General features: G+C 40.4%; 17 protein-coding genes. 14 read left to right on the top strand and 3 right to left on the bottom strand.

Annotation, left to right across the window (positions count from 1 at the left end; translation table 11 throughout):
* Positions 1 to 7: 7 nt before the first annotated feature.
* Entirely contained in the window at positions 8 to 967 is a 960-nt protein-coding gene (locus DWW52_RS06560) for a DUF4922 domain-containing protein (RefSeq protein WP_118714664.1), read from the bottom strand.
* A gap of 198 nt (positions 968 to 1,165) precedes the next feature.
* Positions 1,166 to 2,548 (bottom strand): glycosyltransferase family A protein, encoded by a 1,383-nt coding sequence (locus DWW52_RS06555; protein WP_118714663.1) that lies wholly within the window; start codon positions 2,546 to 2,548, stop codon positions 1,166 to 1,168.
* 159 nt (positions 2,549 to 2,707) lie between these two features.
* On the opposite strand from DWW52_RS06555, the gene DWW52_RS06550 reads away from it, so the two are divergent.
* The 12 genes from DWW52_RS06550 (at position 2,708) to DWW52_RS06500 (ending at position 22,368) form a co-directional block, all read left to right on the top strand.
* Positions 2,708 to 4,957, top strand: a complete 2,250-nt coding sequence (locus DWW52_RS06550; protein WP_233556738.1) for a PAS domain-containing sensor histidine kinase — start codon at positions 2,708 to 2,710, stop codon at positions 4,955 to 4,957.
* A gap of 79 nt (positions 4,958 to 5,036) precedes the next feature.
* Positions 5,037 to 5,132, top strand: a complete 96-nt coding sequence (locus DWW52_RS21365; RefSeq protein WP_370449483.1) for a lipoprotein — start codon at positions 5,037 to 5,039, stop codon at positions 5,130 to 5,132.
* Between the two features lie 168 nt (positions 5,133 to 5,300).
* Positions 5,301 to 5,858, top strand: a complete 558-nt coding sequence (locus DWW52_RS06545; RefSeq protein WP_118714661.1) for an RNA polymerase sigma-70 factor — start codon at positions 5,301 to 5,303, stop codon at positions 5,856 to 5,858.
* Positions 5,859 to 5,908: 50 nt separating this feature from the next.
* Positions 5,909 to 7,024: a FecR family protein gene (locus tag DWW52_RS06540; RefSeq protein WP_118714660.1), complete on the top strand. Its 1,116-nt coding sequence runs from the start codon at positions 5,909 to 5,911 to the stop codon at positions 7,022 to 7,024.
* Between the two features lie 141 nt (positions 7,025 to 7,165).
* The gene (locus tag DWW52_RS06535) at positions 7,166 to 10,672 is read left to right on the top strand and encodes a SusC/RagA family TonB-linked outer membrane protein (protein ID WP_158582510.1); all 3,507 of its coding nucleotides are present in this window, start codon (positions 7,166 to 7,168) and stop codon (positions 10,670 to 10,672) included.
* 11 nt (positions 10,673 to 10,683) lie between these two features.
* On the top strand, positions 10,684 to 12,180 hold the full coding sequence (locus DWW52_RS06530) for a RagB/SusD family nutrient uptake outer membrane protein (RefSeq protein ID WP_118714658.1): 1,497 nt from the start codon (positions 10,684 to 10,686) through the stop codon (positions 12,178 to 12,180).
* 19 nt (positions 12,181 to 12,199) lie between these two features.
* Entirely contained in the window at positions 12,200 to 13,585 is a 1,386-nt protein-coding gene (locus DWW52_RS06525; RefSeq protein WP_118714657.1) for a hypothetical protein, read from the top strand.
* A gap of 503 nt (positions 13,586 to 14,088) precedes the next feature.
* Positions 14,089 to 14,643 carry an RNA polymerase sigma factor gene (locus tag DWW52_RS06520; protein ID WP_158582509.1) on the top strand — a complete coding sequence of 185 codons (555 nt, stop codon included), beginning with the start codon at positions 14,089 to 14,091 and terminating at the stop codon, positions 14,641 to 14,643.
* Between the two features lie 46 nt (positions 14,644 to 14,689).
* Positions 14,690 to 15,805, top strand: a complete 1,116-nt coding sequence (locus tag DWW52_RS06515; RefSeq protein WP_118714655.1) for a FecR family protein — start codon at positions 14,690 to 14,692, stop codon at positions 15,803 to 15,805.
* A 142-nt stretch (positions 15,806 to 15,947) separates the two neighbouring features.
* Positions 15,948 to 19,451 (top strand): SusC/RagA family TonB-linked outer membrane protein, encoded by a 3,504-nt coding sequence (locus DWW52_RS06510; RefSeq protein ID WP_158582508.1) that lies wholly within the window; start codon positions 15,948 to 15,950, stop codon positions 19,449 to 19,451.
* A gap of 12 nt (positions 19,452 to 19,463) precedes the next feature.
* Positions 19,464 to 20,963, top strand: a complete 1,500-nt coding sequence (locus DWW52_RS06505; protein ID WP_118714653.1) for a RagB/SusD family nutrient uptake outer membrane protein — start codon at positions 19,464 to 19,466, stop codon at positions 20,961 to 20,963.
* A 25-nt stretch (positions 20,964 to 20,988) separates the two neighbouring features.
* Positions 20,989 to 22,368 (top strand): hypothetical protein, encoded by a 1,380-nt coding sequence (locus DWW52_RS06500; RefSeq protein WP_118714652.1) that lies wholly within the window; start codon positions 20,989 to 20,991, stop codon positions 22,366 to 22,368.
* A 178-nt stretch (positions 22,369 to 22,546) separates the two neighbouring features.
* On the opposite strand, the gene DWW52_RS06495 is transcribed toward DWW52_RS06500, so the two are convergent.
* Positions 22,547 to 23,824: a M64 family metallopeptidase gene (locus DWW52_RS06495; protein WP_233556736.1), complete on the bottom strand. Its 1,278-nt coding sequence runs from the start codon at positions 23,822 to 23,824 to the stop codon at positions 22,547 to 22,549.
* 150 nt (positions 23,825 to 23,974) lie between these two features.
* On the opposite strand from DWW52_RS06495, the gene DWW52_RS06490 reads away from it, so the two are divergent.
* Positions 23,975 to 24,541 carry an RNA polymerase sigma-70 factor gene (locus tag DWW52_RS06490; protein WP_118714651.1) on the top strand — a complete coding sequence of 189 codons (567 nt, stop codon included), beginning with the start codon at positions 23,975 to 23,977 and terminating at the stop codon, positions 24,539 to 24,541.
* Between the two features lie 81 nt (positions 24,542 to 24,622).
* Positions 24,623 to 25,798, top strand: coding sequence for a FecR family protein (locus tag DWW52_RS06485; RefSeq protein WP_118714650.1), 1,176 nt, complete (start codon positions 24,623 to 24,625; stop codon positions 25,796 to 25,798).
* The last annotated feature ends 18 nt before the right edge of the window (positions 25,799 to 25,816 follow it).

Genomic DNA, 25,816 nt, shown 5'->3' with positions numbered 1-25,816 from the left:
CACTGAATCATTTAATCGGCAATCTCGGAATGTTTTTGTCGTTCATTTTCAATTGTTTGAATTGTTGCCATTGCTCTTCGGAAAGGGTCAGTTGCCCAAAAAGTTCTCTCAATAGAGGTGCATTCAGGCGGTTGAAATCTTTTTCCCGGGGGGTGATGATCAGTCCGGCGAAGTCGACGCAACCGGGACTGAATAGAATGTTGTCTTCTCCTTCTGCAAAGAATTGCCACGGACGATGTTGGCGTCGGGGAAAGATGACTACCCACCATTCTTGATTTTCATACCATGCGAATAGATTCATCATGGGTTCGGGATCGTTGGGAGTAACTTTACCGATATCAGCTAATAGGTTCTCAAAAGCGATAAACAGTTGTTCCCGGTTCCCGGAATGAAGTATGATGTTTTTGCGTACGTAATTGGGAATACTTTCTATGCTTGTTTCCTGAAATTCAGGGATCGCTAACACTTCCTTACGGCAGGAGTGAACGTCTGTTTCCAATGGCATGAGGAAGCGTGGGGCTAATTGGAAATGGAAATGATCGGGAGCGGAAGCACCACTTCGGGGACCATTATAAAATATCGTGTATTCCGGATAAGTCTGCACGATGGTCAACATATCGTTGAAATGTCCCTCGATTAATTGAGGGATATGTTGTTTGGCCGGAACCGTGTAATGATGGTCGAAAATAGGGTAAGGATTTACTCGTATATCTAACGTCGGGTTGTAGTCAAAACTTAATTGTTCCGACGGCATGTTCTCTTTACACAGGAAGCAGGCCCTTGCTTTAATGGATTGTTCGTCAATTTTTGCCACGGCAGATAGAATTCGATCCGGGTTATATTGTACTCGTATTTGAAAACCGTCAAAGTCAATCGTGCGGTAAACTACATTTTTCAGACGTTCGTAGTTTGTCCGGGCCAAAGGCCAGGAGGCAAGTTGTGTTTCGGTGAAATGGTCAAAAAACATTATAATTTTAGATTTAAGAATTCTGTGATTTCAAGATTTCGGATTCCGTGATTTCTACCCACAAAGCCAACGCTTTTTATTTTAAATTTTAGATCCTATTGATATTGTGATTTTTTGATTTCGGATTAGGTGATTCCATTCGCACAAGGCTAACGTTTTTAATAATCACTTAATCATAGAATCGGAAATCACAGAATCTTAGAATCTCTTTTTTTCATTTCCCATTTTCAATTGTTTTCTTGCCAGTATTTCGATCGTTCTAATTTTGTCTTTATAGAAGTTGTTGGCATTTACCCGTTGGATGTTTAAATCCGCATCGGAGTTGCCATCCCAGCGACGACACAAGTATAAGGGTTCGTAGATACGGGCGATTTGGTATTCCCGAGAAATGGCAAGGGCCGTGGCGTAATCTTCCCCGTAGCTGACATTGGGTATTCTGATCTGCCGGAGTAGAGGGGTATAGAAAGCACGGGGTGCACCAAGGCCATTGATTCGGAGCGCATTGTTACGCCCATTGTCGGGAGTCCATTCTTTGTGGTCGATAATTCCGGGTGGAATTTCTTCCAATTTGAAGTTGACCATTTGGTAACTACCAATAACCATGGCACATTGACAGTTACGGAATGTGTCAACAATACGTTGAAGAATATGATTATTTATATATAAGTCATCACTATCCAGTTGAATGGCGAAACGTCCGCAGCGTTCGTCCATAATAGCATGTGTCCAGCATCCCCCGATACCAAGATCCGCACGGGGAGGGATAATATGAATGATTTGGGGACGCTTTTGCGCCATCTTTTTAATTATGGATGTGGTTTCATCTGTTGAATGATTGTCTACAACGAGGATGTTGAAATTGAAATTCGTTTGTTGGGATAAGACTGACCGGATGGCTTCCGCGATGGTTTTTTCCCGGTTACGCACGGGAATAATTACCGAGGCTTCGGTCTTGAAATTTTCATCCTGAAACCGGAGATTTTTGAAAATGGGAGGAAGATAAGCCCCGATTGCTTTTAAGTGAGCGCTAAAGGCCTGTTCCATTTCAATTTGTACTTCCCGGTTACGGGGATTCACGTAATCAAATTGTTTTTCACCGGAAAGTCGGGTGTCGAATTCTTTTTCCGAATAGAGGAATTCGGGAATTCTGAAAATTAATCCTTCCCGGGAAAGGCGTAAACGCAGGTCATAGAGTGCGGCAAATTGGTAATCCGAATCCATGTCGCTTACAACCTTTTTTAAAATATCTGTTCTGAATAATAGTATTGATCCGAAATCAAAATCATCCCTAACGCTTCCTAATTGGTAGTCGATTGTCGGGTGTGCAACGGGTTGCCCGTTTTGTTCCGTGTAATAGTCCGAGTAAAGCATGACGGCTCCTGTCGCTTGGGCAAGTTGGAGAAAGCGTTGTTGGGCGTATTCTCCGGGGCGGGGAGACGGATGCTTCGTGTAGAAAAAAACGTATTGGGAATCCACGGATGCAACGATCTGCTTTAACGTGGCAGTTTGTTCAAAATGTATATAAGACGCGGTCTGATCACCTTTCTCCATGCGAGAAATGATGCAAGAAATGTTTGACATAAAATGGCACATTTAAGGTTTAAGTCAAAGATATATCTTTTTGTAGGAAAAGCATGAATTTTGGTTGATTTTATGTGAAAATTAATATCTTTGCGAGGTTACAATTAGAAGATGTTGGAATTTCTTTTTAAGCTATATAGGTACTTTATACATGCAAGCATGTTAGGTCTGTTGTTGTTCGTTAGTTGGACAACAAAGGGTGAGACTCTTGCTCCAGATTCTTTAATATTGATTATAAGTTCCTATAATCCGGAGACTCCGCAAACCGCCCGTAATATATCCGAATTTATGGATGAGTATAATCGGTTGGGGGGTAAATCCGTGGTGACTATCGAGAATATGAACTGTAAGAGTTTCTCGGAAGCCTTCCAGTGGGAAAATCGAATGGGAGACATCTTGTCTAAGTATACAGGGAAAAATTTACCGAAGTTGATTGTTTTGTTGGGGCAGGAGGCTTGGACGTCTTACTTGTCACAGGATACGTTAATAACCCGGGATGTCCCGATAATTGGCGGAATGGTGAGTCGGAATGCCGTTTTGTTGCCACATGAAGGCGAAGATCTGGAGAATTGGGAAGCTGAAAGCGTGGATGTCGTGACCGATAGTGTGAGACAGTTTAACGTGTTCGGTTTTGCTTACGAGTATGATCTTGCGACAAACGTGCAGTTGGTGTTGGATTTTTACCCGAAGACGAAGAATATTGCGTTCATTTCGGACAATAGTTACGGGGGTGTTTCTTTGCAGGCTTTCGTGAAAAAAGAGATGAAAGAGAAATATCCGGATTTAAATTTGATCCTGTTGGATGGACGGAAATATACGATTTATTCGATGTGTGATGAAATATCCCGTTTGCCGGAAAATACGGCAATTCTATTGGGTACGTGGCGAGTGGATAAGAATGATGGTTATTTCATGCGAAATGCCACGTATTCTATGATGATGGCCAATCCTAAAGTTCCGGCGTTCACGGTTACTTCTATCGGACTGGGCCACTGGGCCATCGGGGGATGTATTCCACAATACAGGACGATAGGGAAGGATATTGCTCGCCAGGCATTGGCTTTGGAGTCACAAGATACGGCTTTACTTGCTAATGGAATGCAAATGATCCCCAACGAGTATTGTTTTGATTATATCAAACTGAATCAAGGTAGTTTCTTGAACAAAGCGATAACAAAAAATGCGGTCTTTTATAATAAGAAATTATCTTATTTTGAAGAATATAAATACCAGATCATGGGGGTTGCGGCAGCATTCCTGCTTTTGTTGTTCGGTTTTTTGCTGGCCTTGTATTATTTCTTCAAAACCAAACGTTTTAAAGATGCGTTGTTACAGGCTCAGAAGGATAATACCTTGATCCTGAATAATGTTAATTCCGGGATTAAGTTTATTAATCCGGATTTCACGATAAAGTGGCATAACGGGATTGATTTTAACATAGATCCTTTAAAAATCAGGAATTCTAAAGGGCGTGTTTGTTATGAAGCATTGCGGGGGCGGAGCGAACCTTGTACTTATTGCCCGGTTGTGCTGGCCATGAAGACCGGAAAAGTTGCCGATATTGTCGTGAAGCAGGGCGATTATTACGTGTACATGTTGGCAAATCCCGTTTTCAATGATGAGAACAAGTTGCTGGGAGTGGTGATGCGTATGGAGGATATGACCAAACAGAAACAGGTTGAACTCGAATTGCGGGAGGCGAAAGAGAAGGCGGAAGAATCCGATCGGTTAAAATCGGCTTTCTTGGCTAACATGAGCCACGAGATTCGTACCCCGTTGAATGCTATCGTGGGATTCTCCGGGGTGTTGACTTCGGATGATTGTGATGCGGAGAGTCGTCAGGAGTACGTGTCTATTATACAAAAGAATTCGGATTTGTTACTCCGGTTGATCAATGATATATTGGATATATCCCGTTTGGAAACAGGACGTTTAAAATTGTCTTACGAGGAGGTTGAACTCGTTTCTCTGGGGCAGAGTATTTTAGCCACGACAAGTTACGGAAAGAGAGATTCCGTTGAATACGTGTATGAGGCTCCTTGCAATGAGTTCTTATTGATTACTGATATCCAACGTTTGCAACAGATATTGATTAATTTGTTGTCGAATGCGAATAAATTCACGGAACAGGGAAGTATCACGTTGGGTTTTGAAATTAATGAAGCGGAAGATTGTATCTATTTCAGCGTGACCGACACGGGACGAGGAATCCCAGAGGACAAGCAGAAGAAGGTATTCGAACGTTTCGAGAAATTGGATGAATATGTTCAGGGAACCGGGTTGGGATTAGCTATCTGTAAATTGACGATTACGATGATGGGCGGAGATATCTGGGTGGACGGAGATTACAAAAAAGGAGCTCGTTTCGTGGTGCGCCATCCGTTGCACTTGAAATTAGTTGAAAAATAATTTTGTATTTTAAATAGTACTTTACTCGCTTTCCAATTGTCTTTTATTTGATACAGGTTGTGGAATTAATAAAAGACGAATGAAACAGATTTTTTTCTTTATCCTTCCTTTGGTTTTATTGGCCGGATGTGATAGTTTTACGATAGTGGGTAGTTTTGGTATGAAAAGCAGGTGAAAGGTATACTGGAAAGCCTATTTCTGGAATGATTTACTTGAATATAAAATATAACTAACGATTTGTTAGGTATTGATAATTAGCGGAAAAGTTGTATTTATACTTGGGACGTATTACTTTAAACGTTATATTTGATTATCATAAACGTGTGCATTGGGAAAAATTTAGATGTTATCAGATAAATCGGATATAGATATTATTAAAGGTATTCGGGAAGGCAAAGTTTCTGCTTTCCGGGATTTGTATGCCCGTTATTCTAATCTGATTTATCGTAACATTCTGGTCCGGGTGAAATCTTCTTTTGATGCGGATGATATCTTTCAGGACTTTTTTATTCAGGTGTGGGAGAAAAGAGAAACGATAGAAATAACTTCATCCGTGAAGAATTATCTTTTAGTCTGGCTGAGAAACCATATATTGAATTCCATTAAAAAGGAGCAAATTCGGGATCGCTATCACGAGATATCGCAAGAGGGCGTGAGTGAGGTGGATGACTATACCTGGGTAAGGATTGTCGCCTCGGATCTGGATGATCAGATCAAAGATCTGGTTCGTAAATTTCCCCCTAGGTTGAGAGACGTGTATTTGCTTAGTCGCGAACAGCATTTATCGGTGAAAGAAATAGCAGAACGGTTATCTGTGTCGGAACAAACGGTTAAAAATCAATTGACAGATATCTTGAAAAGGTTACGAAAAGAGATAAATCGAAAAAATTTTTGTTTATAGACTAGTACTCCCTTATTCCACGAAATGTCCTATTAGTAAAAGGGAATAATATGGGAGTAAATGAAATATACGATTTATTAAAAAAGTACCGGGAGAATACTTGTACTCCGGAAGAGAAAGTTCAGATTATCCGTTGGTATCAACAATACGATGATGAAGTTGAGCGGTTGCCTGAAATACCACAGGGAAAATTGGATCAGTTGTGGCGTTCGATAGAGAATAAGGTGCAGGGAAGGGGACGAAGATTGTTTCTTTGTTATGCTGCCGCATTAATTGTTTTGTTTAGCGTGGGGGGCGGGCTTTTCTATTTGGAACAAGAGAATAGTCCGGAGAAAACGTTGGAAATGGCTCGTCAGGAGTTACTTCCCGCGAAAGGGATTGTTGTACTGGAATTGAGTAACGGGCAGAATATCCCGTTGACAGGAACAGCGACGATCGAGGAACAGGGGGGACGGGTGATCGAGAATGATTCTTCGAGAGTATTGGATTACACGAAAGTGAAAGAGAATGAAGTGGTTCCCGTGTATAATAAAATCACCGTACCCACGGGAGGCGAGTATCTGGTGCTTTTGTCAGATGGTTCCAGGGTTCGATTGAATTCATGTTCATCATTGAGATACCTGGTTCCTTTTGCGGGAGATAGCCGGACGGTAGAATTGGATGGGGAAGCCTATTTTGACGTGGCGAAGTCTGCCGTTCCTTTTTTTGTGAAAACAACAAATCTGAATGTACGGGTGACGGGAACATCTTTTAATGTGTCTGATTACTTGGAGGATCGTCGGGTAACGACCACGCTGATCGAGGGACAGGTGATCGTGAACCGGTATGATGGGGAGGAGAAGTATGTTTTGGAACCGGGTTCGACGTTTAAATATATAAAATGTGATGGGAAAGTGAAAGTCAAGGAAGAAGATCCAGAATTATATATCTCGTGGATGCACGGAAAGTTCAAATTTGAAAATATGCGATTGGAAGACATCATGTGCAAGTTGAATCGTTGGTATGATTGCACGGTGGAATACGCGGATGATTCCTTGCGTGATTTGCGATTCAGCGGGGCGGCGGAGAAAGATCGTTCGGCGAATTATTTGTTGGAAATGATCGCGACCGTGACAGATGTCGAATTTGATGTGTCAGGAAAAAGAATAAGAATATCACATAAATAAAAGAAAACAGGGAGCTCTCACCCTCCCTGTAACAATAAATACCATTCACGAAATACGTCGACTAAACTTTTTCGGGAATGAATTATGAACCATAATAACAAAGGTATGAAAAAAAAATGGATGTGTAAAATTTTGAGGTACATGCGAAATCTTTTTTTACTATTATTGATTTCCGCCTCTAGCATTTGGGCAAGAGATAGCTATTCCCAAAAATCACAAGAGATTTTTAATGTGAAGAGCGGAACGATCGAGTCTATTTTTAGACAGATCAAGAAACAGAGCCATTACGAGTTTTTTTACAACACGGCTATTCTGGATGTGAAAGAAAGTGTTTCTTTAACTTCCCCGAATGGTACGTTGGAAGAAATCTTGGGACAGGTGTTGGGCAATAAATACAACTATTCTATTCGGGATAATTATATCCTGATCTCGGAAAGAAGAAATAGTTTGCAGAACGACGTGAAGAAGATCGTGATTAAAGGTATCGTGAAGGATAAGAAGGGGGAATCCCTGCCGGGAGTCTCGGTCTTGTTGAAGGGGACAACCGTGGGTGTTGCGACAGACGTGAAGGGTGAGTTCACGTTGACGATACCCGAACAAGATACGATCATCCTGCGGTTTACTTTTATCGGGATGAAGACGAAAGACGTGGTGTATAAAAAGCAGGATAAACCGATTGTTGTTGTATTAGAGGAGAACACGACGGAAGTGGATGAAGTTGTCGTGACCGGTTATCAGGAAATTAAGAAAGAACGGATGACGGGATCGGTGGAAGTCGTAACTTCGAAAGATATCGCTAACAAGGGATACACGAGCGTGGAGGATGTGTTGAAGGGACAGATGGCCGGAGTGGCGGTGATGAATTTATCCGGAAGACCCGGGGCACAAGCCCGTATACGAATCCGCGGGATCAATTCTTTGACCGGCGACACGAATCCGATTTGGATTGTGGACGGGATGCCGCTTACCGGGAACGTGCCGGAGGTGAGTATGGGGGGAACGGAGTTTGAAGAAACGGTTCTGACAAGCGGTATCGGGAATATTCCCCCGGATGATATTGAGAGTATTACGGTGTTGAAAGATGCTGCGGCAACGGCTATCTATGGTTCCCGGGCAGCGAATGGCGTGATCGTGGTAACCACGAAGCGGGGAACGGTAGGACGTTCTTATATAAATATACAAGCTTCTTTCGGTTTGAGCGAGGCTCCGGATAATCGTCTGAAAATGATGAATTCAAAAGAGAAAATTGCTTTTGAGAGAGGTATATATGAAGATTTTCCGGGATTGAATATCGGTGGACGGGTATATCAATTATTGAGAAAGGTCGATAGTGGAATCATGTCAAGGGAGGATGCCGAGACGGAGATCGAGAAATTGAGCAAGATCAACACGAATTGGTTTGATAAGATTTTTCGGGTAGCCCACACGCAGAATTATAGTATCTCTCTATCGGGAGGTAATGAAACAACCCAGTATTACGGGAGCCTTTCTTATTTGTCGCAGGAAGGAGTGATGCCGAACAACAAATACGAGAGTATGGGAGCTTCCATGAAATTAACCCATGATTTTAATAAATTCTTGAGAGTACATTTTGATGTACGCAGTAGTTTGCGTAATGATCGTAGTTCCGCTTCTCCCGTGAATCCGTTGGATTACGCGACTTATGCGAATACTTACGAGCGTCCTTATGATGAAAACGGAAATTACGAGTATGATCGTAGTTCTTACTCGACACTCAGTTCTATTCGGGATGGATACAAGTATGATTTTAATATTTTGAAAGACTTGAATGAGAATACATCAAAATCAAGATATTTAAGTAATCAGGTTAGTCTGAAACTTGAATTCAAGATTATAGAGGGGTTAATGCTCTCTTCTATGGGAACTTTCTCAAATTCCAATAATCACATGACAAAAGAGTTAGTTCCGGGGTCGTATGCCTCGAAGGCCGCTTCTTGGTTGAGTAATTTATACTCGGAGGGAGAAGTTCCGGATGACATGAATAACGGAATGATTCGGGAATCGACTTCTCGTTCTCAACAATGGACAATTCGGAATCAGCTTGAATTTGCCCGTGGATTCTCTGAAGGTGATCATTATATAAACGCTTATCTGGGGCAGGAAGTCTCTTCTTCGAAAGGGTATGGTTTCTCTAGTATGATTCCGGAATGGAGTGATGTCTATGGGGTGGCAAGTTATCCGGACCTGGCGGGAATGACGCTTAAAACTTCATTTGCTGATGCCTTGTCAAGTTTGGGATCACATTCCGAAACGCAGGATAGAAGCGTATCGTTGTTTATGACGGGATCTTACAGTTATAAAGATCGTTACGTGTTGCAAGGAAGTGCCCGTCTGGACGGGGTGGATATTATCGGAACGAAGAATCGCTTTTCCCCGCTTTGGAACGTGAGTGGTAAGTGGAATCTCCATAACGAGCCTTTTATGACTCGCTTCGGATTTATTAATCAATTCGCTTTCAGGGTATCATACGGTTTTGTCGGGAGTATTGATCGTAACGCTTTGCCCTTCTCTGTCTTGCGTAAGGTGAATAATTACTCGTATAACGGGGAAAAGATCATGGACCGCTATGATCCTTCTAATCCCTCTATCAAATGGCAACGTCAGGAGAATCGGAACATCGGTTTTGATGCCTCGTTGTTTAATAACCGGATAAATCTGGTCGTGAATTATTATGATAACGATACCCGGAATCTATTGGATGATAAAAAGATTGCGGCCTCGACAGGACGGGTTTCCGTGTCAGCTAACGTGGCCTCCCTAAATAATAAAGGTTGGGAGATCAGCCTGCGGACGCTAAACGTGCGCACGACGGATTTTAGCTGGGTAACTTCGGTCAATTTTACCAAAAATAAAGATAAGGTTACCGAGACCTACTACCAGGGGCTAGATGAGGTTTCTGCCAGTACGAATTCTACTTTCGAGTCCATATATAATTTATATATTCAGGGACGTCCTGTGAAAGCGTTTTACGGGTATAAATTTGCGGGAGTTGATCCATACACGGGCAACACGTTGGCTTACGTGGACGGATTCGATGATGACGGAAACCGTTTGGGAGCCTTGAATTCGGAAGGGAAGTATGTTTATAACATGGATAGTGACTTGACCACGCAACTGGCGAATGCTTCTAGGGGATATCTGGGGCGAAGTGATCCACCGATCACCGGAGGTTTTACAACCCAGTTTAATTACAAGCGATTCAGTCTTTTTGCGCAATTTACTTACATGACGGGACATTTGGCTCGCTCTTTCCAGTATTATGCATCGGGTGGTACGGCTGGGGCTACTGCGAGGAACTTATTGAAAATTGAAGCCAATCGTTGGAGAAAACCGGGTGATATCACCGATATTCCCAAGTACGGAACCAGCAGAACGGAGTACTTGTATCAATTGTTTGATTTCCGGTTTGAGAAAGGCGATTACCTGAAATGTAATAATATTTCGTTGGGTTATAACTTGGATCCGGCGATATGCGCTAAACTACGTATCACTAGGGCCCGTTTTAATTTGAATATGGCGAATGTTTTCACGTTGACGAAATTCAGAGGTATAGACCCGGAGACGAAAGGTGCTTTCACGTATCCAAGTGCCCGTTCATATACATTCTCATTATCAATAGGTATTTAATTATAAGGATTATGAAAAGACATATATTGTTATTGTTTGCAATAGTATTTTTATTGGGGGCGTGTTCGGATTTTTTGGATATGCCACCTAAAAATACGAAAGTTGTTTATACGATTAGTGATGTGCGGGATGCGATGTCGACGCTGTTATTCGCGACAACATCCTCTAGTTATTGCAAGGGGTACGTGAGTAATAGCGTGCGGTTTAATGATGAATACGTGCAATATCCGTTTACAAGGCGTAATAACGTGTCCTCAATTTTATACACGAATGATCTGGACATGGTCAATTTTTTATTTGATGACTTTGCTAACCCTGCACGTGGTGGTCAGAATTTCCTGAAAGAATACGGTGAAATTAAAAATTGGGAAGGTTATTTGTTCCCGAGCGAGTTGTGGAAAGAGGTATTCGTGTCGGTCGGGTATGTTAATATGGTATTGAAGGATTTGGAAAACGTGCCAGATTACGATAAAACGATTGCCGAGAGGATTTCGGGAGATGCGAGAGTCATGAGAGCGTATTATCTACTTCGTCTGAATCAATTATTCGCCCCTTATGATAAAAATGAATACGGCATCCCGTTTAATTTTGATGCCGATGTCGTACAAGGCGGGAAAAGGTGGAAACAGACGGATTTATACGCAAAACTGATCGGGGAACTCATGGATGTTTTAGAGTACGAGACGGTTCCTGATGAAGAGTGGAACGTGTTTTTCAACAAGAGAATTATATATGCCATTCTTGCTCAAACCTATCAATTTAAAGCGGGGTCTTGTGCGGCAGAAGCGGATGATTGGAGTAAGGCCGAGTATTATGCTAAAGCGGCGAGAAACGGAGAGCGCATAGAGAATACGTTTGATGAGCAATTTGAATTGACGACGGTTCCTTTTGCGAGAGGTACGACAAAGCCTCATAAATTTGCTTTGCTACGTTTTGCGATATACGCTTATGGAGGTAATGATTATGCTCCTTGGGGATGGCCGGAACAACTGTTGGTACAGTGCCCTTCTGAAGAATTGTATAGTCTTTATGATGAGAATGATATTCGTCGAGAGGTTTATTTTAAAGAGATAGACGGAAAGATATATGTAACTAGGTGGCAAATGACAAATAACCATAGTGCAAATGACGTGCATACCCTATTCCGTTTTTCCGATCTGATGTTAATCGAGGCGGAAGCTTTGGCCCGTCAGGGAAAAGACGGCGCTTTGGAGTTGTTGAATGAATTTAAACGTAGTAAGATCCCCGGGTATGCCGGGTATTCGGGGAGTGATGTGATAGGGGAAATTCTGAAAGAACGTCGTAAAGAGTTTGCGTACGAGGAGCAGATGAACTGGTTGGATATGAAACGAACCGGGGCTCAGGTTTCACGTCAGGTAAAAGACGAGGCAACGAATGAAGTGAAAACCTATACATTAGAAAGTAATGATTATCGGTATACCTTCCCTTTGCCAGCCGATTACGAGTTGATGTATAATAATGTACCCCAGAATCCGGGTTGGAAGTAATAGAATAAATGAATAGAATATGATAAGATATATAATCGTTTTTTTAATTGCGATACTATTTTTTAGTTCGTGTGAAAAAGAAGAGAGTGTGATTCTTGATTTAAATATTTCACCGGATGAAATTTCAAGAATTGAGTTGCGAGCCGATCATAAGACGTTGGTCCCGAATGGTGTGAGTCGCATGGGTTTCCACGCTTTTGTATATGGCAAAAGAAAAATCATGTCGTATGGTCGAGACGGGGTTACAAAGGAGTTTTATGGAAAGGAGATCGAGGAGGAATTTTTAGTTCCCAATGATCAATTACCTGCTGATTATATAAAAGTGTACGATCAGAATGGTAAGGTGGTGGAGAATAATTACTATTCGACAACGACAGACGTGCCCGGTACGGTGATGCAATTTTACGCAAAAGGCGGTAATTTGGAAAGTAATCGCTTGGATATTACGATCCGGGAATTGCCGGACGAGAGCTACGAAGAGATCGTGATTCCCGTGGTATTTCACGTGCTTGTGCCCCCGGCCACGGCAGCCCCGACGTATGATATAAGCGTGAAATACTTGGAGGAACAACTTCAACGGGTATCTGATGCTTTCAACCGGAAGATTACAACTGATCCGAATGCCGGAAATGCGAAAATCGTGTTTAAATTGGCAACACATGACCCAAATGGTTTGAAGATGCAAGAACCTGGGAAGAATATCGAGAATATTACGGCTGCGGATTTTACGGCTATGGGGACATCTTCCACGAAGACGACTCAATATATGGCTTATATCTTGTCTAAGGCCAAACGTATTATTTGGGATCCGAATAAATACATGAATATTTGGATTGCCAAATTCACAACAAGTACTTCGACAACAGGGGCAACGACTTCATACCGGATGCTGGCTCCCACGGTAATACATTCCGATTATGATTTGAAATCCATTCCGGGATTGACTATGAAACATCAGGATAGTTTCACGCTTAATGATGTGAAGGATTGTTTGGAGGTTGGTTTTATGCTTAACCTGAATGCTCTTTTATCCCCGACAACAGTACAAGGGAGAAATGAATTTAGCTTGGCAACGCCTATTGCCGAGTATTTCGGGATACTTCAAACGAGGTGTGATAAATATAACAAGTTGAATGCGGATGGAGATAGTGATTATTGTCCGGATACCTATAGTTTTGACTATGGTTATTATCCTTCCGTGTTTAAAGGGAATAATTTAGACGGTCAGCCGGAGAATGACCCGACTCGGCCCATGGAATATTTTACTTCCTTCAACGTGTTGGATATGTACAGTTATAAAAATTCTCTTTCCGTGGATCAAGTGAAACGGTTGAGAATGGTACTGGAACGTTGTCCTTCCCGCTGGGCTTATAAATCTGATTGGGCTTTTACGGGTGAAAATTGAATAAAGCGGTAATTCGTAAAAGGTATTGATCATTCTCCGGGTGATCATGTTAAATAGAATCTTTCGTCAAGCTTTTTTTCGGAATTGCTTTTGTCGAAAGGTTCTATTTTTTTTATTCCCACAGACAATATGTCGAAATACCACCGAAATAATTTTCCCCCTTCGATCCTCCTTTTCCCCTCGCCGTTATACGGGCCATTCTCCATATAGGAGTAAAGAAGGGGAATAAATCCACGAACGTCTCGACAAGATTATTTCCAATGGTTTTCTATGGAATTTCCTTGAAATTATGGGAAAAGATGATGTTTCGGGTACTTGTTTTTAGATGGAATAAACGAACGTTTATTGATATTTCAAAATTATCTAAATTTTAAACATCTCCCAAAAAACTTGATATTTTTTTCTGTTCGTTATCAACGGTTTCGCTTTTATTCAAAAAAATCAAAAGAACATCTTTTTTTGCATCAATAAACGTTCGAATATTAATCTAAAAAGCCAGGATCGTGCCGGAAAAATCGGACTTTGAAATTGTAAATAATATAAAGGGAGGGAGTGTTACCGCTTTTCACGAGTTGTATTCCCGGTATGCTGATATTGTTTACCGGAATATTCTTGCTCGGGTGAACAGTTCCTTTGATGCCGATGATATTTTTCAGGATTTTTTCATACAAGTATGGGAGAAAAAACATATGCTTCAAGTTACTTCTTCCGTGAAAGGTTATCTTCTGATCTGGTTGAGGAATCATATTTTGAATTCGATCAAACAGGAGCAGATTCGAGATAAATATCAAGATCGGTGCGCTCCGAATGAAGAAGATGATAACACGTGGGTTAAGATCGTGTCGGAGGATTTGGATGAGAATATTCGTCGGCTGGTGAAAGGTTTTCCCCCTCGTTTGCAATGCGTGTACATGCTTCGTCAAGAACAAAATTTATCCATAAAAGAAATCGCCGAAAAATTATCTATTTCAGAGCAAACTGTTAAGAATCAGTTAGGTGATATCGTGAGAAGACTGCGTGAAGAAGTGAATCGGAAAAATTTTTTATTTTTCTTATAGTACTTTTTATTCCCCGGGATTGTCTTTAGATAAAATACGGCGAAAAATGGGGATAAATGAAATATATGATCTTTTAAAGAAGTATCGGGAGCATCAATGTACTCCGGAGGAAGAAGAACGAATTCTACGTTGGTATGAACAGTTCGAGGAGGATGCGGAGGATTTACCAGAGATTCCTAAAGGTAAATTGGATCAATTGTGGTACATGATTAAACGTAAAATACCAGCTTTTTCCTGGAATCGGCGGATGATAATTTTTTATCGTTATGCTGTTGCTATTGTTGTTTTGTTGATAATTGGTGCGGGTGTGATGTATTTTCGAGGGACGGAAGAACAACCTAAATTAGCAAGGCAAGATATACTACCCGCAAAAGGAGTTACCCTGTTGCGCTTGAGTGATGGGCGAGAAATTCCATTAGACAAAGCGGCTGTTATTCGGGATCGGGAAGGTATGGTCATAAAAAATGATTCTTCGCGGGTGTTGGATTATTCGTTGGCAAGTAAACAGGCCGAACCTTTATATAATACAATTTCGGTTCCGGCGGGAGGAGAGTATCAGGTATTACTATCCGATGGTTCGATGGTCCGGTTGAATTCCTGTTCTTCGTTGACCTACCCGGTTGTTTTCACCGGAGATTGCCGGAAGGTGGAATTGATAGGCGAGGCTTTTTTTGACGTGACGAAATCGGATAAACCTTTTGTCGTGAAGACTGCAGATATTGATGTACGAGTATTGGGAACCTCGTTTAATCTCTCTGGTTATGCCGGAGATCGAGAGGTTTCGGTAACATTAGTGGAAGGGAAAGTTGCCGTTCGGGAACATCTGTCTCGGCAGGAGTGTAATATTATTTCCGGGATGCGCTTCGAGTATAACAAGGAAACAAATCGGACAAAAGTGGAAGAGGTGGAACCGGAACTTTATATATCCTGGATGAAGGGAAAATTCAAGTTCGAGGATATGCGTTTAGAAGATATAATGGCTAAATTAAATCGATGGTATGATTGCACTGTAACTTATACTGACGATTCGTTACGAGATTTACGTTTCACGGGAGCTGCTGAAAAAGATCGTTCAGCTAGTTATTTACTTGAGTTAATAGAAATGATCACCGAAGTGAAATTTGAAATAGACGGAAAGAATATCATTATAAAGCATAAATAAAATACAGGGAAATCTCACCTTCCCTGTATTGGATAGATAACAACATTCACGAAAAAGTTTACCAGACGAAGTTCGTGAGTGAGTCATTAACTTTAATTACAAATGTATGAAAAAAAATGGATCGGTAAAATTTTTAAGGTACATGCGAAATCTATTTTTTCTTTTATTGATTTCGGCCTCTAGCGTTTGGGCGAAAGATTCTTATTCCCAGGGGGTACAGGAGATGTTTAATGTGAAAAATGGGACAATCGAGTCTATTTTCAAGCAGATTAAAAAACAAAGTCATTATGAATTTTTTTACAACACGGCCGTGCTGGATGTGAAACAGAATGTTACGTTGAAGACTTTAAACGGGACATTGGATGAAATTTTGGCTCAGGTGTTGGGAGAAAAGTACGTGTATCAGGTAAAGGATAATTATGTACTTATATCTGAAAGAAAGATGACGATGCCGGATGAGGTGAAAAAAATCACTATCAAGGGAGTCGTTAAAGACAAAAAAGGGGAATTATTACCGGGAGTATCCGTTTTGCTGAAGGGTACTTCTATCGGTGTGGCGACTGATGTAAAGGGTGAGTTTATATTGGTGATACCGGAGCAGGATACGATTGTTTTACGATTTACTTTTATCGGGATGAGGACAAGAGACATCGTATATAAACAACAAAATAAATCGATTATTGTTATTCTTGAAGATGATATGACTGAGATGGATGAGGTTGTTGTGACTGGTTATCAGGAGATAAAGAAAGCTAGGATGACGGGATCGGTGGAAGTCGTAACTTCTAAAGATATTGCAAATAAAGGTTACACCAGTGTTACTGATGTTTTGAAAGGACAATTGGCAGGAGTTGCGGCAATGAATTTATCCGGTCGTCCCGGTGCTCAAGCTCAAATTAGAATTCGGGGTATAAATTCTTTAACTGGTGATACTGATCCGATTTGGATTGTAGATGGAATGCCTCTTTCAGGTGATTTACCTAAGGTAAGTATGGGTGGAACCGAGTTTCAAGAAACAATTTTAACAAGTGGAATTGGAAATATTCCTCCGGATGATATTGAAAGTATCACTGTATTGAAAGATGCTGCAGCAACTGCTATTTACGGTTCACGTGCAGCTAATGGGGTAATTGTTATCACGACTAAGCGAGGTAGTATTGGTAAATCGTATATCAATGTACAGTTATCTTATGGAATTAGTGAAGCTCCTACGAATCGTTTGGAAATGATGAATACAAAAGAGAAGATCGCTTTCGAACGAGGTATTTACGAAGATTTTCCTGGACTAAATGTCGGGGGACGTGTTTATCAATTGCTAAAGGATGTAGATAGTGGGAAATTGTCACAAGAAGACGCTGACAATGAAATGAATAGATTGAGTAAAATTAATACGAATTGGTTTGATGAAATTTTTCGTATAGCTCAAACTCAAAATCATAGTATTTCTCTTTCCGGAGGTGACGAACGGACGCAATATTATGGAAGTCTTTCTTATCTGAGCCAGGAAGGAGTCATGCCGAATAATAAATATGAAAGTATAGGTGCTTCTATAAAGTTGACTCATGATTTTAATAAGTGGTTACGTGTAAATTTTGATTTGCGAAGTACATTGCGAAATGATCGTAGCTCTGCTTCTCCAGTAAATCCTTTGGATTATGCTACTTATGCGAATCCTTATGAACGTGTTTATGATGAAAATGGTAATTATGAATATGATCGTAGTTATTATTCTGCTCGTAGTGGTGTGAAGGATGGTTATATGTATGATTTTAATATACTTAAAGACTTGAATGAAAACACGACGAGGTCAAGATATTTAAGTAATCAGATTAATTTGAAGCTTGAATTTAAAATCATTGAGGGACTGATGCTTTCTTCTATGGGTACTTTCTCAAATTCAAATAACCATACTATGGAGGAATTGGTTCCGGGGTCGTTTGCCTCCAAATATTCTGCTTGGTTATCTGGCATTTATTCCGAGGGAGAAATTCCTGATGAAATGAATAAAGGGAAAATGCAAGAGTCAACTTCACGTTCTCAGCAATGGACGATCCGTAATCAAGTGGAGTTTGCTCGCGGTTTTTCTGATGGAGATCATTACGTGAATGCTTATATCGGTCAAGAAGTTTCTTCCACGAAAGGTTATGGATTCTCAAGTATGATCCCGGAATGGAGTAATGTCTATGGGGTAGGGACTTATCCTGATTTAACGGGGATGAAAATTAGTTCTTCTTTTAATTTGTCTGCTTTAGGTGGGCATACTGAGTCACAAGATCGGAGCGTTTCTTTCTTTGCAACAGGCTCGTATAGCTATAAAGATCGCTATGTAGTTCAAGGAAGCGCCCGATTGGATGGAGTCGATATTATTGGGACTCAGAATCGTTTTTCTCCGTTGTGGAATGTGAGTGGTAAATGGAATTTGCATAATGAGTCATTTATGGAAAGATTTGGTTTTATAAATCAACTTTCTTTTAGAGCATCTTATGGATTTACAGGAAGTATAGATCATAATGCATTACCATTTTCTGTATTAGTTGCAGGTGGATATACCACGATGGTTTATGATGGAGAAACCATAATGAACAGGTATAACCCGTCTAATCCTTCTATCAAGTGGCAGCGAAAAGAAGATCGAAATATAGGATTTGATGCCTCTTTATTTAATAATCGGATAAATCTTACGGTTAATTATTATAATAATGATACGCGTAATTTGCTGGATGATAAGAAAATTGCCTCTTCGACAGGACGTACACATGTGTCTGCAAATGTTGCGTCTCTCAATAATACTGGTTGGGAGATTTCATTAAGGACGTTGAATGTTAAAACAAACGATTTTAGTTGGGTAACTTCATTTAATTTTACTCAAAATAAAGATAAAGTAACAGAAACATATTATCAGGATTTGAGTGAAATTTCGGCAAGCACGAATTCAACTTTTGAGGAGTTATATTCTCTTTATATTCAAGGGAATCCGGTAAAAGCTTATTATGGGTATAAATTTGCGGGAGTGGATCCTTATACGGGGGCGACTTTGGCCTATGTCGATGGATTTGATGATAATGGAAATCGTTTGGGAGTTTTGAATGCCGAAGGTAAGTATGTCTATAATATGGATTATGACTTGACGGTTCAGCTAGCCAATGCCTCTCGTGGTTATTTGGGAAGAAGTTATCCTCCGATCACGGGTGGTTTTACAACTCAATTTAACTATAAGAGATTCAGCTTGTTTGCTCAATTTACTTATATGACTGGCTATCTGGCTCGTTCTTTCCAGTATTTCGCTGATGGAAGCGTGAGTGATTCCGGTAGAAATTTACTTGCAGTTGAAGCAAATCGTTGGAGAAAACTAGGAGATATAACTGATGTCCCGAAGTATGAAAATGGTAGAACGGAATATTTGTATCAATTATTTGATTTTAGGTTTGAAAAGGGTAATTATCTAAAATGTAACAATATTTCATTTGGGTACAATCTGGAACAAAGTATATGTGACAAGTTACATCTGACACGGGCTCGTTTTAATTTTAATGTTTCCAATGTATTTACGCTTACTAAATATCGTGGGATTGACCCGGAAACAATGGGAGCTTTCACTTACCCGAGTGCTAGAACATATAATTTTTCATTGTCGATAGGTATTTAATTTAATAAGGTTATGAAAAAAAATATAATATTATTGTTATCGGTATTGATTTTATGCGGGTCATGTTCCGATTTCCTGGATTTACCTCCTAAAAATACGAAAGTCGTTTACACGATGGCAGATGTCAGGGAAGCGATGTCGCTTTTCTTGTATGCAACAATATCGTCTAGTGCGGATGCTACGTATTCTAAATATGTGATGTTTAATGGCGAAGTTATACAATATCCTTTTACCCGTCGTATAAATGTTGCCTCCGCATTATATACAAATGATCTTGATTTGACGGATTTCTTGAATTCTGATGGTTTGAATAATGAAAATCGTGGCGGATTGGGATTTAAGACGGAATATCGTGAAAATAAAAATTGGGAAGGATATAGTTTTGCGGAAAGAGTTTGGGGTGAAGTATTTAATAATATCGGGTATCTGAATATGGTGTTAAAAGATCTGGAAGGAGTACCTGATTATAATAAGACTGATTATGAGCGAATTTTAGGGGAAGCAAGAGTGATTCGTGCTTACTATTTGCTAAGATTGAATCAATTGTTTGCCCCCTATGATAACGATGAATTAGGTATCCCATTTAATTTTGATGCGGATATTATTCAAGGAGGGAAGAGATGGAAACAGGCTGATCTATATAAGAAATTGATCGGGGAGATTATGGATGTGCTTGAATATGAAACCTCTCCCAAAGAGTCGTGGAATATATTTTTTAACAAAAGAATAATGTATGCTATTTTGGCACAAACATATCAATATAAAGCTAGTTCTTGTGCGGCTGAAGATGATGATTGGAGCAAAGCAGAATATTATGCGAAAGAGGCAAGAGGGAATGGCGTGGTTGAAAGTACGATTGACGAGCAGAGAGAATTAACTGCGACTACGGTATCTCCAGTTGTAAATAAACCGCATCGTTTTGCATTGTTACGAATTTCGTTATATGATTCTGGGCCGAATGATTATTCACCTTGGGGAAGACCTGATGAGAGGTTAATGCAATATCCTTCAGATGAATTGTATCAATTATATGATAAAAATGATATTAGACGAGAAGTCTATTTTAAAGAAGAGGAAGGTAAAGTTTATTTTGTTAAATGTGTGTTCGATCCAAATGAGAAAGATGCGAATTGTTCTCATGTGTTGTTCCGTTATTCAGACCTTCTTTTAATTGAGGCAGAGGCGTTAGCCCGGCAAGGAAAAGATGGTGCGTTGGATTTATTGAATGAATTCAAGCGTAGTAAAATACCAGGATATGCTGGTTATTCTGGTAATGATGTGATCGGGGAGATTCTGAAAGAGCGTCGAAAAGAGTTTGTTTTGGAAGAAGAAATGAATTGGATTGACATGAAACGTACTGGGGTGAAAGTTACTCGTTTGGCAAAAGATGAAGCCACGGAAGAAATTAAAAGTTATACTTTAGAAAGTAATGATTACAGGTACACGTTACCAATTCCTGCAGAAATAGAGTTGCAATATAATAATATTCAGCAGAATCCGGGTTGGAAATAATAATAACGCTTATAAAAATCACGTTATGAATAAAATATTAAGTTTTTTTGTTATGATGCTGTTTATCAGCTCATGTGCGAAAGATGAAAGTGTCATTCTCGATTTGAAAATTTCACCGAATGAAATTTCAAAAATAGAATTACGTGCGGATCACAAGACCTTGTTACCTAATGGCGTTTGTAAGATGGGTTTTCATACATTTGTATATGCCAAAAGAAAGGCAATGTCTTATGGGCGGGATGATGAAACTAATGAGTTCTATGCAAAAGAGATTGAAGAAGAATTTTTAGTACCTGCCGATCAAATACCTGCCGATTATATTAAAGTATATGATCAAAATGGTAATGTGTTGAAAGATAATTATTATTCGACAACAACGGAGACTCCGGGGACTGTTTTACGATTTTATGCAAAAGGTGGAGATTTGGAAAGTAATCATTTGAATATCACGATTAGAGAATTGCCTGATGAGAGTTATGATGAAATCGTGATTCCTGTAATTTTTCACCTACTAGTACCGCCTGCAACGGCGACTCCCACGTATGATATGAGTGTTGAATTTTTGGAAGAACAGCTTCAACGGGTTTCTGATGCTTTTAATCGGAAAATTACGACGGATCCTAATGCCGGGAATGCAAAGGTGGTATTTAAGTTGGCTACTTATGACCAGAATGGATTAAAAATGCAAGAACCCGGAAAGAATATTGAAAATATCTCAGCGACAGATTTTACAAATATGGGAACCTCTTCTAATAAGACAACTAAATATATGGAGTATATTTTGGCTAAATGGAAACGTCTTATTTGGAATCCGAATAAATACTTGAATATATGGTTAGCTAAATTTACAACTGGAACTTCAACTACCGGGGCTGGAACTTCATATAAGTTTATGCCACCTACCGTGATGCATTCAGATTATGATTTGGCTTCAATTCCCGGTGTTGAGATGGAGCATAAAGATTCTTTTACATTAGATGATGTTGAGAACTGTCTGGAAGTAGGACTTATGGTGAATATGACAGCTCTTTATAAACCAACAAACGTACAAGGTAAGAATGAATTCAGTTTGGCTACTCCTATTGCAGAATATTTGGGGATTCTGCAAACTAGATGTGATTTGTACAAATATTTGAATGAAGATGGGGATAGTGACTATTGTCCGGATACATATAGCTTTGATTATGGTTTTTATCCTTCTGTTTTTAAGGGGAATAATTTAGATGGCCAGCCAGAGAATGATCCGACTCGTCCGATGGAATATTTTACCTCTTTTAACGTGATGGATATGTATAGTTATAAAAATTCTCTTTCCGTCGATCAAGTGAAACGGTTAAGAATGGTTTTGAAACAATGCCCGTCCCGGTGGGCATATAAGTCCGATTGGGCGTTTACTGGGAAATAAATATTGTTTGTGTGTGAAGTCATCGCCCCACATCCTAAAGATCGTGGGGCGATTTTTACATTAATACATCATTCCGATAACCATAAGGGGATTTTATATTCGAAGTTTGTTCCTGTATTGTCAAATGCGATAACTATTTTGTGATAAAATCGTACCGTGCTCGGTACGATTTATTGTTTTATCTCGTGTAAAAATCAATTTGTTTCCTGATCGCTCTCGTGCAGACGGGGCAGAAGTCGTTGCCGGAAAGGGTGTTCATCAGGCAATCGTAGCGGGGACGATAGACGCCTTTGGAAACATAGCCCCCACCCTCGTAAACGCCGAGTTTTTGGGGATTGCTTGAATCGAAAGGTGTGGGGACCGGGGTATCTTTATCAAGCATATCTTTCCATTTCTTGTCAAAGTTTACCAAGGTCGTCAGGTTGGCTTCCCAGGGTTCAACTCCTTTGGGATACATATCGTTATAGCTGGAGCCGCCCACGTATTCATCGCCAAGACCGAGGAATAGGTGGCCGAATTCATGTACATATACTTTTGCCGCATGTTGGTTGCCGGCGACGCTTATCCCGTAATGGTTGTAGATGGCTCCTCCGCCGTATTTCTGCGTGTTGGCGATGATGTAAATGAAGTCGTAAGGAACGTTAGCGGCGAGATCCCGCAAGCTTTTATTGTCATAGGTCATGATGTAACGCTCCATGTCAAAGGTGTAGAAAGCGGAATTCAAGATGGTGTTTTTCCAGATGTATTCGCCGGGAATATCCACGCCGGATTCTTGCGAGGGGGCGAGAACGGCCCGGATGTTGAATAATCCTTGGCTCTCTTTGTAGGGTGAGAGGCTGAATAAACCTTCGGCAAAACGTTTACAATCTGCTTTGAATTGTTCCATTTCATCGGCTGTGTATCCTTCCGGAAGAAGGACGATATCAACTCGACGAGCCGGGTTACCCGTGTAATGCACGTCGAAGGTCGGGTATGTCATACGCCTATCCTTTTTGATAAAGTAACTGTCAACATTCACGGTGTGTTCGAATTTTTTCACGAATTTGCCTTTCTTGTTACGGCAAGAGATTTCTATACGTATATCATTTTTGGGGAAAGGCATCACTACGGTTTCCGAACAACAGCGCCGGGTGGTTTTGGCTTCGTCAATAGTTTGCCATTCCCCGAAGAGAGTGCAATAGCCCCGGGAATAGATCAATTTGTTCGTTGCGACATCGTAAACGTTTAGATAATAATTACCGTAAAACATGGTGTCGATCAAATTGGTTTTAGAACCTCCCCAGTAGGGTTCTTCGAGTAATTCCTCGAAATAAATCTCGTCATGTTGACTGTCTCCGCAATGAGCGTAGTCCATGCGAAGCGTTTTGTTGTGGAAGTACTTGTCAAATTGAGCCCATGTAAGATTTGCTTGGAACAATAAAATTACGCAAACAAACCATTTCAATCCTTGTTTCATAAATCTGTCTAAATATTGTTTGATAATTGATATTTGGACAAATGTAACTTTTATTTGTGGCTAAATGGACGGAAGTCGATTGAAAATTATGTATTTTCTTTCCACTGTTTCCTTTTTTTACTATTTTTGATTCTTATAAATATATAGAAGATGTCTCGGGATGAGGAATTGATAGAGCAGTTGAATTGTAAGTACGTTCAGGCTTTCCGTGAATTATTTGATCGATTTTATCGTTATCTTGTGTTGTACGCGATGAGATGGGTAGAAAGACAAGAAACGGCAGAAGATATCGTGCAGGATTTATTCGTGCAGGTATGGGAACGTGATACCTGCTACAGTTCATATTACGGTTTTAAGAATTTCCTTTATAACTCGGTCAAGAATGCTTCGTTGGATTATTTGAAACACAAGGAAGTTGAAGGAAAATATATTAAATATACTATCCTGCATGCGGAATCGGGGGAGGAGCCGGAACTGGAAATTATGGAGAACGAGATTTACCGGCGTTTATATCAGGTGCTGGATGAATTACCCAAGCGGTGTAAGGAAGTGTTTAAATATTATCTGGAAGGGAAAAAAAATAAGGAGATTGCCGAATTGCTCCAGATTTCCGAGTTAACCGTGAAAACTCAAAAAAGAAATGCTATAAATTATATTCGTGAAAGACTAGGGGCCTTGTATGTTCTATATGCCTTATTTCGAGCTGGTTTCATGTGATCTGAAATTTTTTTAGAAAAAAAGTCGATTTTTTATACTCCTTTTTTTGTCTCTCGTCGTCTTTGGTGTAAAATAACCAGAATGATACATTACGACGAAAATATAATACAACTGATTCAACTCTATCTGGTGAGTGATTTGTCCGGGGAGGAAAAGAGGCTGTTGGAAACGTGGCTTCAACAAGATCCGTCTCACAAGGAATTGTTTGATCGTGTCTGTATGAATGGGGACGTGGCCCGGGATTTCGAGGCTTTTGAAAAAATAGATAAAGACATAGCTTGGAAGCATGTGAGTGGGATGGGAGGAATCAAGCCTACCGCTAAGAGTAAAGGAATGCATTGGTACAGATGGGTGGCTGCTGTTATGTTGCCTTTGATGATCGTTGCGGTTGGGTATTATATAGTGAATGACTCTGGGAAATCTCAACGGACGAAGTATAAAGTTACGGAAATCCAACCGGGGAAAAGCAAGGCAATTTTGCGTTTGGACAATAACCGGGTGATTGAACTGGCGGGAGAGGATGAGGTGCGTTTGGAGGTGGCGAAAGGAGTTGCCGTGAAGAATAACGCTTCCGGAGTCGTGTACCCGGAGCAAGTTGCCAATAAAGGAGAAACCGTGTATAATGTGTTGGAGGTTCCCCGGGGAGGAGAGTACACGATCACGCTTTCGGACGGGACAATGGTATATTTGAATTCCGGGAGTGAATTGCGTTATCCAGTTGCTTTTAATTCGGATGTGCGGGAAGTGTTTCTTTCGGGAGAGGGATTTTTTGAAGTGATAAAAGATACTGCACGTCCGTTTCTTGTAGTTACAGATGATTTAAAGATTAAAGTCTATGGAACATCTTTTAATGTAAACACGTACAATTTAGCGAATATTCAGACGGTTTTGGTCGAAGGTAAAATTGGAATTCAGGAAAAAAATAGTGATGTCGAATTCGCGGTAGAACCGGGACAATTGGCTCTTTATGACCGGGAGAAAGGGACGATGGAAATTCGTGACGTGGATGTGTTGTCTTACGTGGCGTGGAAAAATCAAGAGTTCGTGTTTGATGGCAAGAGTTTGGAAGATATTATGAATACCCTGTCCTTGTGGTATGACGTGGATGTGTTCTTCCAGACTGCTAGTTTGAAACAATTGCATTTCACGGGACACTTGGGACGTTACGAGGATATTTCTCATATTCTTGATGCGATATCCGGGGTGACACAGGTGAAGTTCTCGGTGAAAGGAAGGACGATTATCGTAATGGAATAAAAAGAATAGCGGAAAATG

Origin of the sequence: Odoribacter sp. AF15-53 (genome assembly GCF_003479425.1) — a bacterium.
Classification (GTDB): Bacteria; Bacteroidota; Bacteroidia; order Bacteroidales; family Marinifilaceae; genus Butyricimonas.
This window is presented reverse-complemented; position numbering and strand designations above follow the sequence as displayed.